General features: G+C 43.2%; 14 protein-coding genes. 1 reads left to right on the plus strand and 13 read right to left on the minus strand.

Annotated features, from left to right (window positions below; all coding sequences use genetic code 11):
• Nucleotides 1-77: 77 nt before the first annotated feature.
• Nucleotides 78-764, plus strand: coding sequence for an MgtC/SapB family protein (locus KTE19_RS01450; RefSeq protein ID WP_217341444.1), 687 nt, complete (start codon nucleotides 78-80; stop codon nucleotides 762-764).
• Between the two features lie 785 nt (nucleotides 765-1,549).
• Here KTE19_RS01450 and KTE19_RS01455 read toward each other — a convergent pair.
• From KTE19_RS01455 to uidA, 13 genes are all read right to left on the minus strand, one after another.
• Nucleotides 1,550-3,511: a DUF5776 domain-containing protein gene (locus KTE19_RS01455; RefSeq protein WP_217341445.1), complete on the minus strand. Its 1,962-nt coding sequence runs from the start codon at nucleotides 3,509-3,511 to the stop codon at nucleotides 1,550-1,552.
• A gap of 5 nt (nucleotides 3,512-3,516) precedes the next feature.
• A complete protein-coding gene (locus KTE19_RS01460; protein WP_217341446.1) occupies nucleotides 3,517-4,119 on the minus strand; it encodes a leucine-rich repeat domain-containing protein in 603 nt (200 codons plus the stop codon).
• A 180-nt stretch (nucleotides 4,120-4,299) separates the two neighbouring features.
• Nucleotides 4,300-5,010 (minus strand): amino acid ABC transporter permease, encoded by a 711-nt coding sequence (locus KTE19_RS01465; RefSeq protein ID WP_217341447.1) that lies wholly within the window; start codon nucleotides 5,008-5,010, stop codon nucleotides 4,300-4,302.
• A 15-nt stretch (nucleotides 5,011-5,025) separates the two neighbouring features.
• Complete coding sequence (locus tag KTE19_RS01470; protein WP_217341448.1) at nucleotides 5,026-5,664, minus strand: amino acid ABC transporter permease; 639 nt, start codon at nucleotides 5,662-5,664, stop codon at nucleotides 5,026-5,028.
• The gene (locus KTE19_RS01475) at nucleotides 5,661-6,491 is read right to left on the minus strand and encodes a transporter substrate-binding domain-containing protein (protein WP_217164142.1); all 831 of its coding nucleotides are present in this window, start codon (nucleotides 6,489-6,491) and stop codon (nucleotides 5,661-5,663) included. The genes KTE19_RS01470 and KTE19_RS01475 overlap by 4 nt, the downstream gene beginning before the upstream one ends.
• Nucleotides 6,492-6,514: 23 nt before the next feature.
• Nucleotides 6,515-7,255 (minus strand): amino acid ABC transporter ATP-binding protein, encoded by a 741-nt coding sequence (locus tag KTE19_RS01480; RefSeq protein WP_283812278.1) that lies wholly within the window; start codon nucleotides 7,253-7,255, stop codon nucleotides 6,515-6,517.
• A 380-nt stretch (nucleotides 7,256-7,635) separates the two neighbouring features.
• On the minus strand, nucleotides 7,636-8,472 hold the full coding sequence (locus tag KTE19_RS01485; RefSeq protein WP_217164140.1) for a DUF6681 family protein: 837 nt from the start codon (nucleotides 8,470-8,472) through the stop codon (nucleotides 7,636-7,638).
• Nucleotides 8,472-9,080 carry a hypothetical protein gene (locus KTE19_RS01490; protein WP_217164138.1) on the minus strand — a complete coding sequence of 203 codons (609 nt, stop codon included), beginning with the start codon at nucleotides 9,078-9,080 and terminating at the stop codon, nucleotides 8,472-8,474. The genes KTE19_RS01485 and KTE19_RS01490 overlap by 1 nt, the downstream gene beginning before the upstream one ends.
• A gap of 78 nt (nucleotides 9,081-9,158) precedes the next feature.
• Entirely contained in the window at nucleotides 9,159-9,599 is a 441-nt protein-coding gene (locus tag KTE19_RS01495; RefSeq protein ID WP_217164137.1) for a Fur family transcriptional regulator, read from the minus strand.
• A 144-nt stretch (nucleotides 9,600-9,743) separates the two neighbouring features.
• A complete protein-coding gene (locus tag KTE19_RS01500; protein WP_217164136.1) occupies nucleotides 9,744-10,313 on the minus strand; it encodes a guanylate kinase in 570 nt (189 codons plus the stop codon).
• Nucleotides 10,314-10,316: 3 nt separating this feature from the next.
• Entirely contained in the window at nucleotides 10,317-10,745 is a 429-nt protein-coding gene (locus KTE19_RS01505) for a bis(5'-nucleosyl)-tetraphosphatase (protein ID WP_217164135.1), read from the minus strand.
• 145 nt (nucleotides 10,746-10,890) lie between these two features.
• Nucleotides 10,891-12,030: a cation:proton antiporter gene (locus KTE19_RS01510; protein ID WP_217341449.1), complete on the minus strand. Its 1,140-nt coding sequence runs from the start codon at nucleotides 12,028-12,030 to the stop codon at nucleotides 10,891-10,893.
• Nucleotides 12,031-12,343: 313 nt separating this feature from the next.
• Nucleotides 12,344-14,158 carry a beta-glucuronidase gene (uidA, locus tag KTE19_RS01515; protein WP_217341450.1) on the minus strand — a complete coding sequence of 605 codons (1,815 nt, stop codon included), beginning with the start codon at nucleotides 14,156-14,158 and terminating at the stop codon, nucleotides 12,344-12,346.
• Between the last annotated feature and the right edge of the window lie 40 nt (nucleotides 14,159-14,198).

Here is a 14,198-nt window from a genome sequence, read left to right on the forward strand (position 1 = left end):
TCGGCATAATATTTTGGTTAGTGATTATTTCGATATATAATGCAATTAGTTATATTATTTGAACGGAGGTGCTGCCAATGGATTACTGGTTATATCAACTGGAATGGGTGCTGCGGCTGTTTGTGGCCGCTATTTGCGGTGGCGCGGTCGGTTATGAGCGTAAAGTCCGCTTGAAGACTGCCGGCATTCGGACCCACATGTTGGTTGCGGTCGGTGCTGCCCTCTTCATGATCATTTCAAAATATGGTTTCTTTGATTTAACCGGTCACGCCACTGACATCAGCTTGGACCCATCCCGAGTGGCTTCCCAGGTTGTCACTGGAATTGGATTCATCGGTGCCGGCGCAATCATGACCAGAAACCACAAAATTGACGGTTTAACCACGGCGGCTGGCTTGTGGGCAACGGCAGCAATTGGTTTGGCTATCGGGGCTGACATGTATGTCATCGGCATTGCGGGTACGCTGTGCATTTTGATCACCCAAACGATTGTCCGCAGAATCAAGGCACTGAAACGCTACCCAAACCGCACTCTGATCCGCCTGCAAGTAACCTTCACTGGAAAGCTAAACGATATGGATGCCCTGCCCAAGCGATTGCAAATTATCGGCAGTACCAATGTCCGCATGCGAATCTTAGCGTATAAGCCAGATTCGTTCTCACTAGAAATGCAAATTAGATTAATAAGACGAACAGATCCTGATGATTTCATCATGAAGATGAGTAATTTAGCGGATGTGAAGAAGATTGATGTGCTGGATTGAGGCCAGAGCGCGACGAGACCCGGTTTGACCCCGGAGCATAAGCAGAATCAGCCAATGATGAACGCGTTTTGTTCATTGTTGGTTGGTTTTGCTTATGCAGTAGGGGTCAGGGTCGTCAGAGCGCATTTCCACTATATAATGGCGTACAAAGCCAAAGTATCTTAGAGACCCGTCAAAGATTTCTACCGTAGTGGCGTCCTATACACACTATCTATAAGTAAATTACTCTCCGATAACCCCACCCCAATCCTTGAAACCACCCCACAAATCATGTATCATAACTATATGAAAAGTGACTGCCGGTGGACGAGACCGACAGCCACAAACGTGAGTATGGATGATTTGGGCGAAGCTAATCTAAATGATTAGCTTTTTTTATTAGGTAATCCGCTCGCGCAAACGTTAAGCTTGCTTGTGCGGTTACCCAAATCATCACGGCGACTTGCACCGGGACGGCCTCCTAATCTTTCCAATTGGCATGGCACCTCACCTCCGTGGGTATTCTTACTGAGGGGTGGGCACCATCCGTAATTCACTAAGCCAAAGTTGATTAGGTGCTACCTAAGTCTCTTGACCATCTTTTAATTTTAACAAGTAATTATGTTGCAATACAATCATTTTTCACTGCTCTTTTTCTCAAGTGGCTTGTGATATACTACCTATTTAAATATATGTCGTATGTCAAATTTACGATGCACTCCTAATGAATTTTTCAAAATCATTTAAAACCCGGTTCTACATAAAAAAGCCTATCCGCAAGAAACTGATAGACTTTTTTCGTAATCCTATTTAATTACCTTCACATACTTGCTATTAGCAGTTACATAACCACCAGCAACCGCATAACGTTTAGCACCAAAGGTCGTAGTTGAGTATGGTTGTGAGTATTCCCACTTCTTAACTTTCAACACGGTCCCCTTCTTAATGTGCTTCGTGCGTTTACTGAAGTTGGCGTTATTGTAACGATAAATGGCTTTCTTAACTTTGATTTGTTTCGGCTGCTTCTGGTTACCAGCAATCACAAGTTTGCGGTTTCCGGTAATGTAGTGACCATTACTCAAGAGGTAACGAGTCGTTAAGTTATGCTTAACAAAGCCCTTCACTTTGAGCTGCGTGCCTTGTTTGAAGTTCTTAACTTTGCCAGTCAAGTCCTTATTTGTATATTCATTGACACCCCGCGGATTGATCACCGTCAGTGTCTTGTGAGAACTGTGATAATAAACTGGTCGAACAAAGGAATAATCAGCCGTAATATAACCTTTCTTACCTGCAGTTTTGCTATGATGGTTCACATCACGAACCACGTACCGCAAGTTGCCAGCTTTCGACTTCGCATAATCCGTTACCACAAACATTGGTCGATTAATTCGTGGCTTCTTGGCATAGTTGGCAACTCGTTCACTCTTCTTGAAGTCCTTATTACTGTACATGTAGATCTTCTTCAAAGCGTAAACGGCTTCACCCTTTTTGGCAATGCCAGGGGTTGATGGCTGCGTTGTTACTGTCGGAGTTGATGGCGTTGGAGTTGGGTTAACTGGTGTTGGATTTGGCTCTGGCCCGGGGCCTGGGTTCGGATTGGGAGGGGTAACTTGTTTTTGATAATAGAGAATTACAGGTGCAGTATTCGCTACCAAAGTTCCGGATAAATTAGCTGGCATTTTCCCTCGAACTAGAATATAAAGTTGGCCGTTAATCGTTAAAGTATCCGGGTAATAATCATCGGTAACCGTATAAGGATCATTCACTGAACCGTGAATTAACTTTTGTTGAAGTAATTGATTATTATCATTGTCCAGATAGTTAACGTTTAGTGTAGTCTCATTGGCAAATGTCTTGGCATAGATCACATTAATGTTGCCTCCACTATCGGGAATAATTACTTGATTATGCCCGGCATTATTTACAACTTTACTGTCATTAACAACGTAGCCGGGAATATCAGGAATATCTACTGCTTTCCCTGCAGCATCTTCACCGCTAACATCATGACCCAATGAATTCCCATCCTTATCAACTGGGTGAATAGTGTAAGGAACCGTATTCTTATCATAAATAACTTTAATAATGGTAGTTTGGCTGCTATCACCGGCGGGTAAAGTAATTTGCCCATCTACAACCTTATTATCATTAACGGTGTACCCGGAAATAGTTGGTACACTTACCTTATCACCCTCTGTACCAGGAAATGATGTTGGCGTATAGCCACTAATGTTGTTACCATTTTTATCGACGGGTTGAATCTCATATTTAGATTCGGCCACATTGGTCTCATATGGAATGTAAGCCGTAAAAGTTGGGTTTGTGTTTTGGCCTTGTCGATAATAAGCAATCATGTAGTTCTTATATGTGTTCTTTACAACTTTCATTTGATTATTCCAAGGATTATCAGTCGTCGCCTCTGCTTGTGGGGCTAAGTCATTAAACAAAAGTGAATCACCACTAATTGTTGGCACGGCACCACCGTAAAAAATTTCAAGATAAGTATGTGGAAAATTTGGACCAGCCGGGTTGTCCTCTGGAGCATAATTTAAAACAACCCCTTGCCGGGCAGCAGAATAAACTTCCGTTGGCAAATAGTTAACGTCCTTTGGTAACTTCCCCTCAAAAGGTGTTACCCAACTATAAGAATCACTCGGTAAGTTTTTGAATGGTAAAACATATGATTGCCCCTCATACCAAAAGCCATCGGTATATTGTTTAGCATCTAATGACGATAAATCTGAAATGGAATTAAAATTGATGTTCAAATAAGTTACGTTTGGTAATTACTAATTGGTGTAATATCCGTAATTCGTTCACGACTTAGATCAATTTTTTGAAGTTTAACTAAGCCACTTAAAGGTGAAACATCAACAATATCATTTCTGAATAGATGATGGCCAAAATCAAAATTAGATTGTGAAAGTTCAAGATCGGTCAAATTTTTACAATATTCCAATCCTTTTAATGAATAATTCCCGGGATTTGGATTTGGTTGACCAATTGCCCCATTACCGCCATTCCAAGCATCCAGATTATTATAGTCATCTGACTTATCATCACCTGGCTGCCAAACCAGTTGAGTCATTTTACCCAGATCATCTTTAAAACTGGTTGGAGTAAATTGACTTAATGTGTATTCATCATCAACGATCCCTTGATCCTTCATGTTATACAAAACTAACTGTTGCAATCGTTCGTTAGGCATTAATTCATCAAGTGCCGCGTTAGTATTAGTATCAGCAGCCAGAGTGCGCTGCTGTCCCCCTCCCATCAGATTAAACGATAGGCCAAACAAGACTGTTGCCACGGCCACCATAATGGTCTTAAAAAGCCATCGCAGTTTTGCCTTTTGGTGATAATCAATATTATCCATGACAAAATTCCCCCTCAAAATTTATATATAGTCTATACAAAAAATACATACGCTTATACCCCTTCAACAATTTCATTCTAACATAAAGCGCTTACAAATTGGTCAACATATAATAAAAATCACATCTATCCTCTCCGGATGAATAGATGTGATTCACTTAAATATCTATAAATAATTAATTTATCTCTGCGCCTCCTGGGCCACAATCTCCGCCTCATCGGCACCCTTCTTCTTGGATGAGCCAATTCGGTGTTCGAGATACTGTGACAACAGCGACAGTGAGTAGCAAACGATAAAGTACATAACCGCAAGTGCCAGGAACATGGGGATCGTGTAGTTGGTGTTTTGCCCGTAAATAATCTGAGCGTGGTTCATCAGATCCGGCAGGACAATGATCGTCGCCAATGATGTATCCTTAACCAGCGAAATAAATTGGCTCACAATCGCTGGGATCATATTCTTAACCGCTTGTGGCAGGATAATGTATCGCAGTGCCTGCCAATAAGACATCCCAGTAGAACGGGCGCCTTCCATTTGGCCAACTGGAATTGAATTAATTCCGGCCCGGACAATTTCGGCCACCATTGCCGACTCAAAGACCGCCATGGCAATGACTGACGCCCAAATTGGATCCGGCTTGAAACCAATGTTTGGTAGGCCAAAGTAGGTAAAGAAGATGATCAGGATCAATGGCAGGTTCCGAATGATATCAATCAAAAAACCGACGATTGCCGAAACATACTTGATCTGAACGTAGCGGATCACTCCTAGAATCAGCCCAAATATGTAACTCAGGATGATCGAGAGAACTGAAACCAGAATCGTGACCCAGGCCCCTTCAAGAAGGAACCGAATGTTAATCCATGAATATGCACCTAAGATCGTTAACATATGATCATTCCTCCCTTAAGCCAATTTCTTTTCAAGATAACGCATGTAATAACTCAACGGCAAGGTCAAAATCAAGTACAATATCCCAACGCAGAGGTAAGTGCTCATACTTTGCAGTGAGTCGGACGCAATTACGTTACCTTGGTACATCAAATCAAAGCCGGCAACAAAGGCCAGGACTGATGAATTTTTAACCAAGTTAATAAACTGGTTGCCCAATGGGGGAATCACGTACCTAAACGCCTGTGGCAACACAATGTATCTCATTGATTGCCAGAAGGACAAGCCAGTTGAGCGAGCCCCTTCCATTTGACCAGGATCAACGGATTGGATTCCAGAACGAACCGTTTCAGCGATAAAGGCCGATGAGTAAAGGATCAAACCAATTGTTCCGGAAACGAAGCCGCTAATTTCAACAATATACATCGGAATGACCACGTAGAAGAACATGGTAATAACCAATAATGGAATGTTTCGAAAAACTTCGATGTAAATTTTAGCAATTACTCTAAAAAACTTGTTTGGCACAACTTCTAGGATGGCAAACCCTGAGCCGATGATTAACGCAAATACCAAGGCGATAATACTGCACAGGAGCGTTTGCCCTAATCCATATAGGAGCGCACCACCATAATTTTGAAATATACTAATCATCGTTCTGCCCCCTTGAAGTCAAAGCCTTTAACTTTATGGAACCACTTATAAAGAAGCTTGTTGTATTGGCCAGAATTTTCGACCTTGGTCAAAGCACTGTTCATGGCATTCCTAAGCGGTGCCTGACCTTTATCAACCGCAATCCCATATGGTTCATTGGTGAATGTTCCACCAACAACGGAATAACCGGGGTTTTCAATCGACATCCCGTAAAGGATCCCGTTATCAGTGGTTAAGGCATCCCCCTGCCCAGACTTCAGAGCAGTTAAAGCTTGCGAATAATCTGACAACTGAAGCACCTTAGCTTTGGGCGCAAACTTGCCGATGTTTTGAACGGAGTTGGAACCCACAACGCCAAGGACAACGGCGCCCTTCTTATTCAAATCACGGACATTCTTAATTGGGCTGCCATTCTTAACCAGAATTGCTTGCCCAGCGTCAAAGTATGACCGGGAAAAATCAACTTGCTTGGCTCGTTCCGGCGTAATGGTCATCGTCGCCATAATTGCATCAATATTACCATTTCTAAGTAACGGCATCCGTGTTTGGCTGGTAACTTGAATGAACCGCGCCTTGCCATCTTTACCAAGGATCTGCTTGGTCATGGCCTTGGCGAGATCGATTTCAAATCCCTTAATCTGATTATCCCGAACATCCATCAAGCCAAATAGCTTGGTGTCGGCTTTAACACCCCAGGTAATGGTCTTCGTCTGTTGGTCGTCTTTAAGCACATTCTTCTTGGAAGCCGAACTGCTGCACGCTCCCAATGACACGACCATCACAGTTAGGGCAACTAATAACCCTATCTTTGAAAAAAGCTTTTTCATGATGTGACCCTCCAATACCAATTTTAGTGGGTAATAATCTTACCAAGAAATTGTCGTGCCCGTTCATTGGTAGGCTCACCATTAAAGAATTTCTCGCTGCTATCATCTTCCAAAATGCGGCCGTCATCCATAAAGACAACCCGGTTGGCAACTTCACGAGCAAATCCCATTTCGTGGGTAACCACCAGCATGGTCATATCTGAGTCGTTCGCAATCTCTTTCATAACATTTAAAACATCGTCAATCATTTCAGGATCAAGGGCACTGGTTGGTTCATCAAATAAGAGGCACTTAGGCTTCATTGCCAGTGAACGGGCGATCGCAATTCGTTGTTGCTGACCACCTGATAATTGAGCTGGCAGCTTGTTAGCCTGGCTTCGTAACCCAACTTGATCCAATAACTGCAATGCGACCTTTTTGTTCTCATCTTCCGGTCGGTGCAATACGATCCGAGGTGCCAGCATGATGTTCTCCAAAACCGTCTTATTTGCATACAAATTAAAATGTTGGAAAACCATCCCGACGTTTTTCCGAATTCTGTTCATATCCGTCTTACGGTCGGCCAAATCCTGGCCATTCACAATTAATTTACCTTCTTGAATCCGTTCAAGACCATTAACCGTCCGAATTAGGGTTGACTTTCCAGAACCTGAAGGGCCGATCAGAACAACGGTTTCGCCTGCTTCAATTTTTAAATTAATGTCCTTGAGGGCGTGAAAGTCGCCATAGTACTTTTGGACATCTTGAAATTCGATCATTGCCATGTCTTTCTCCTCCAATATATTAGGCTTCATTAAAGTCGCCTAAGAATGATACTAATTCCATATTATGTTAAAAATCCTCATTGGTCAAAAAATTGTTACAAAAGTTTTACTTGATTGTTATCATTCCGTAGCACAGCCAAAAAAGCAAACCTTCAGATTAATAAATTCGGGTATCGATTGAATAATTATATCGAACATTTTATGAAAATACAAATCGGCACTGATAACGGTACTGTTTATAAGTATAAGTGTATAATTATACCTCTTTAAGCAAAAACGACCATGCGTTCCAGAAACAGAATGCATGACCGTTTTCATTCGAAATTTGGGATCAAATCCATTTTAGTCCCAAAATTAGTATTCCAAACACGATATTAAATTCACGATCGTTTCTTATACGCAACTGACGCCCGAACCGTGTACTCCTGGGGGGCTTCAATCACGCCGGAGCGACCGATCTGCTTGTAGGGGCCGCCCACCAGAGTGACGGATGCGAGGTACAGTTTCACTTCCGATAAATCAAGGGAGCGAACCGATTGCAGTCCCACCCGCTTAATTTCGCCGACTGGATAAATCTCAGATTGATTCATGCCGCAGTAGACGATCATTGACAATCCCTGCTTCCGCATTTCAAAGTAAGGCATTAACACGTCTTTGCCGATTGCGTAGATTGGCTTACCATCGTTGACCTTGAGCAACTCGTAAATCTTGCGGTCACTCATGCCATCGTAATCGGTGGTAAATAAGCCCTCCTGTTCCATTTGAGCAGCTAATCGATTGATGTTTTGCTGCTCTGAGGCAGTGACTTCAATCTTAGCCGGTAATAGATGAGAGTCATCAAACAACCCATTGGCGGCAATGTTACTTCGCCTCGTTTCCGGCACCACTGTCGACCCCATCCGTGAATTCACCTGAGTCTCTTGAGGATGTTCTTGAATGTGCAGCCACTTAGCCAATTTGGGCGAAATGTCAAACCACGGCTGCTTGGTTGTAAAATAATAGAAGAAATTACAAAGGGTGAAGTACAGCAAAATGATCGCAACCGCCAAGATCAGCGAGCCTTGCTTCAAGTAGCTATTTTTCAAGAACCGGAAACTAATGTAAAACAAATAAAGGTCACCAAAGGCTCCCAGGATTGTGTAGATGCGGCTCTTTAATTTGACGTTAATATTAAAATAACCGAGGTAATGATTGACCATGTCTAAAAAGCTAAACATTATTGATTACCCCCTTCACCATCCTGCGTGGTGGTTGTATTTCCCGCAGTTGTTGTGCCAGTATTGCCACCGGTGTTGCCCGTGGTTGTACTGCCAGTTGTGGTGTTGGCATTATTATCCGTTGTGCCTGTCTGAGTGTTGTCATCATTATTCGTCTGAGTATCACTCTTATTAGTGGTGCCACCGGTTGTTGTTGATTTATTGGTATTACTCTTGCTACCAGTAGTACCAGTTGTCGATTTTTTGGTGCCAGTCGTTTGATTGGTATCGGTATCGTCAGTCGTTGTGTCGGTATTATTTGATTCTTCTTTTGCTGAAGAAGCCTTCTTGGATTCCTCGGCTGCTTTCTTTTCAGAGGATTCCTTAGCAGCTTTTTCAGACGATTCCTTAGCCTTCGCTTTTTCCTTCTCGGCGTCAGAATCCGACTTCTTTTTAGGTGTACCAAATATTTTATTTGACGTATTTTTTTGATTGGTCGTCTGAGTGGTAGTAGGCGTTCCTTCATTAGTGGACGTTACCTTATTAACCACGACGTTTGTAGCTCCGAGTGCGAGCGAAATTGACAGAATCGCAAACGGTGTTATTAATGGCGGAATTCTATTATCCATTCACAAAAACTTCCTTATTCAGATTTGGTAGACCAATTATCGCACATTAATTTGAACGATTGGTAAATTTTTATTTAATTATTCGTTAAGTTGAGCGCATTCAGGACACAGGCCATAAATCTGGAAAAGGTGGCCGGTCACTTGGCAACCCTGCAATTGGTTAACGATTTCCTCGCTTAGTGGGCAGTCTTTTAGCTCAATCACCTTGCCGCAATTGCTACAAATAAAGTGATGATGATGTTCATGTTCAAAATCACATTGAAATTTAACTGAGGCTCGGTCACCCTGGACTTGGCGCTCAACGATTCCCAGATCCGCAAACTCAGAAATATTGCGATAAATTGTGTTGTGGCTCATATTGGGGAACGTCTGGCGCATGAAGTCATCGATGCTGGTGACTTCAACGTACTTCTTTTTGGCCGTGTTAAATAGAAATTCAAGCATGGCTGTCCGTTGTTTCGTGATTTTTAAATGATTACTTTTTAATACGTTCGTTGCTTCTTTGACTGTTGAAGGCATTCTATTCACCTCATGATATTGTTGGGTGGGATTCACTTGTTTGAGTTGATTTGGACTGGGTTACTCAAAACTTGAATCGGCACTTTCGCTATAGTAACAATTACTATTTAAGTGCATACTATCACATTTAGCTCCTTGCAACAACTATCCCATTGGTTCAATTAAATATTGAGTGACAATCTTGTCAACTTTACGCTGAGTTTTGCCAAGATCCCAGTTCACGATTTCATAGGCCTTACCTTCCAGTTCTTCAGGCATTTCCAAGTCGCGAAGATATTCCTTACTATGGATACGTTTGGCCACCATCGCCGAATTGTCGCCGCGGCAAGCCATGCGTTTTTTCAGCTCTGTCGTGTCACCGACCTTGAGATAGATAATCACCGCTTGATCGCCGAGCTTTTGCTTATATGTAATCGCTCCCGCCGTATCCAGGACGATGCAGGCAAACGGTGACGTCTTCCAAGCGTTCTCCAGGCCTTCATAAGACGAGCCATAGCGATTGCCGGCGTAGACAACCGACTCCAGGTAGTGATTCTTCGGGAATGATTCCTTGGTTTCAAAATAGTAATCGACGCCATTCTTTTCGCCATCCCTTGGTTTTCGAGTGGTATGGGTGATCACTTTGGTCATATGAAATTTATCGTGTAAATAATTCCGCACGGTGGTTTTGCCACTGCCCGCCGCACCGGTAATTACGAAAACTCGATTTGTCATCCACTATTCTCCGATATTTTCTTTATTATAAATATAGTCGTTTGCCCGTTTCAATAACTGCTTCAAGTTGTCATAGGATAATGTGTCATAGGCCTCTTGGAAATTAAACCAGCCGTATTGGTTAATCTCTTCATCCTGCTTGGTCACCTTCACATCGGGGTGAACCTTGCTGACAAACAAGGTTACGTCCTTGTGGTGACCATTTTTCATATCGTATTCCAACTTTTCTTTGAAATTGGTGTCAATAATCGTCTTCAAATTCGTTTCTTCCCGAATTTCGCGGACGGCCGTTTGAATGAGATTCTCATTCTTTTCCACGTGCCCTTTGGGAAATCCCCAAAAATCATCAGTCGCACTTCGCAACAATAGATAGCGGATACTGCCATCTTTGACCTCATAAACAACTGCGCCACTTGCATATTCTGTAACCATCAAAGACACTCCTTTTATAATAGTGTGCGGAACAAAGCGATTAGAAGCCGGAACCTAAGTTACTTTCACCATAAATCCGGGTTTTGGATTTTTGGGGGAAGTGACTTAGGTGCAGACTTCTGCTTTGTGCAGCACGATTCAAACATCAGACTTTCAACGTTCGTTTCAACAACAATGGTGCCACGATCGTCGACAACACGATCACAATAATAATTTCTGAATATAAATTTTTGGCCATTAAATTGGCAGATAGACCAATCTGGGCAATGATCAACGCCATTTCACCCCGAGAAACCATCCCGGATCCCACGACAAAGGCACTCCGCCAGTTCATCTTGGTGATGGCTGCACCAAGCGCCCCACCGAATAGCTTCGTGGCGATTGCCAACAACGTCATGATGACAATGAAGCCTAAATTCTTGAGGACGCCACCAAATTCCATATCCAGCCCGATGCTTACGAAGAAAATCGGGATAAAAAATGTGTAACCAACCGAACTAACACTGCTAGAAACTTCATCTTGGAACTTCGTCTGGGAAACGGCCACTCCGGCGAAGAAGGCGCCAACGACTGAGCTCAAGCCAATCACATCAGCGAGCCAAGCCATTGATAAACATAATACCAACGAGATAATGGCTACCGAGCCGTGAACTGGAATCCGCTCGGCGAACCGTAACCCAATCGGTGCCACGTATTTGACCAACAAGATCACACCTAAAAAATATAACAATTGAAGCATGGTTGCAACCACCAAATTGGGGGCATTATCGTCTGCCACGCCAAATGAGCTGACAAAAATACTCAATAGGATGACGGCAATAATATCGTCAACCACCGCGGCTCCAAGGATTGTCGCCCCTTCCTTGGTGTTCAATTTCTTGAATTCACGGAGAACTTCGACGCTAATCGATACAGAAGTTGCCGCGAAAATAACCCCCCAAAAAATCGACCGTTCAAACCCTTGTCCCATCAACTCACCATAACCATAGAACGCAATCATTGGAAAGAGGACACCAATCGCGGCAACGCTAATCGCTGGCTTGAAATATTTCTTAAGCAGATCTAAATCACTCTCAATCCCAGCAATAAACATCAAAATGATGACACCAATTTCAGAACCAGCGTGCATCAGGTGGGTATTTTGCAGGACACCAAACACCCCCGGCCCCAAAATGACCCCAACAACCAGTTGCCCAATGACTGCGGGCATCCCCAATCGTTGACTAATGGCTGCCGCAAGCAGTGTCGCTATCAAAATCAGTGCTATTTGTCCAATAAACCCCATTCAATATCTTCCAATCTGTCTTGTCCGGTTCGTAACTTATTAATTGTAATAAGTTTACCATATTGAAGAGAACAGTGAGCGGAGTATAGCGATTAGAAACTGGAGCCTAAGTCTCCTATTGCTGAAATTCCTGGTTTTGGAATTTTTGCAATGGGTGCTTAGGTGCAAGTCACTGCTTTGAGAAGCTGTCCTAAGAACAGTGAGTGGATCCAGGCGGTTAGCAATCAGAGCGTAAGTCTCCAAAGAAAAAGAGATCCCCGCCATTGTTTTCGCAGGTGATCTCTCAAAATCTTCATATTATATTGGTAAGTGATTACTTTGTTTTATAACCAAAGTCAGGAATATTTGTCCAACGATCTTTCAGATATCGGACGACCATCTTTGGCTCACGGGCTCTGGTGAAGATGCCCTTCTTGTTCCCCTGAACGCGTTGGATGCCAAATTTGGTCTGGAAGTCCGCAAAGTTCCAAAGCTGTTCGCCAACAAAGTTTGGAAGTTCATCGAAGACTTTGCTGGACATCCGGTAATAATCTTCTTGGAATTCTTCAGAGAATGGCTCGCCGTACTTACTGTGAAGGCCAGCAACTGTGTCGGCACCGTATTCCGTGTACATGATTGGTTTATCAGGGAATTTTGCTTGATATTCCTTCAGCTCATCGCGAGTAGCCGTTTCAGCCGTCTTCAAATCTCCGTTGCCAATGTACCAGCCATAGTACCGGTTCAGTGCGATCACATCAACCAGATCTATACATTCATCCGTCTTTGGATTAGCCATCATAATACTGGTGTAAGTGCATGGGCGTTTTTGCGGATCTAATTCTCTGGCTTCATCGAACAATGGTTTGAAATAGTCATGCGCGCCCTTGGAGAAAGTTGCGGCTTCATTGGCAATCGACCACATCACCACAGATGCATGGTTCTTGTCACGATCGATCAGCTCACGAATGACTTGTTGATGGGCTTCGGCAGTCTTCAATTCTTTCCAAGTATCATCTTCGTAATCGTCACTTTCCAGCATTGAAACGTCGAAGCCAAATGTGACCATCAGCCCAACCGCAGTGGTTTCGTCAATCACAACGATTCCTTCGCGGTCACATAGACGCATCATTTCTTCTGAGTATGGATAGTGAGACGTCCTAAATGAGTTGGCCCCCATGTCCTTCATGAGGTTAATGTCCAAGACGTTGACGGGTTCATTGAAGCCACGACCGTGAACGTAAGTATCCTCGTGCTTACCAAATCCTTTGAAGTAGAATGGCTCGCCATTGATCAAGAATTGACCGTTTTGAACGGCGATCTTTCGAACACCAAATGGTTCCGAGTAAGTATCCTCAACGTCACCATTTTTGATAAGGTCAACTTTGGCTGTGTATAGGTAGGCGTTCAGTGGCTGCCATAAGTTGACATTAGAAATGGTTAAGACTTCGTCGGTGCCCTTGCCACTCGCAACTTCTTCACCGGCGTGATCGAGAATTGTCACTTTGACCTCATCAAAATCACCAGCTGCTTTAATCGTTGTGTGAACATTGGCTGATTTTGCTGCTAAATCAACATCGGGGACAACCGTGATATCATCGATGTGGGCTTGTGGCGTTGAATAAATTTTAACGGGGCGTTGGAGGCCAGCGTAGTTGAAGAAGTCAAAATTTTCGTCAACTTTGCGGACCAGATGACCATTTTCGTCCTTGGATTCACTGTAATGACCAACTGGCAACGTCGAATAATCAAGTAAGTTGATCAATTTAACGGTCAAGCGGTTATTGCTATCTTGAAGATAATCATTAATTTCAACTTCAAACGGGGTGAAGCCACCCTTATGATGAGTAATTTCTTGACCATTTAAATAAACCCAAGCCTCATGAGTAGCGGAGCCAAACCGCAAAACCAGTCGCTGTGAACGGAGGGGCTTGGCGATATCAAAGTTGGTCTCGTACCAAAAGTAACCGGAATGATCACGAATTTTTTGAGAAGCCGTCTGGTCATTAAATGAAGCGGGAACAGCCAGCACTTCATCAGTTGGTAGCGGCTTGGTGACATCGATTGGGGTCACTTCTTCATCGATCATGAATTTCCAAAGGCCTGATAAATCAAGTAAGGCGCGGGTAGGTGTTGCAGTTGGGTATAACATAAATGAATTCCTCCGTTCAATTTGAATTGTGTCGTTGGTT

Origin of the sequence: Lentilactobacillus dabitei, assembly GCF_019061365.1 — a bacterium.
Lineage (GTDB): Bacteria > Bacillota > Bacilli > Lactobacillales > Lactobacillaceae > Lentilactobacillus > Lentilactobacillus dabitei.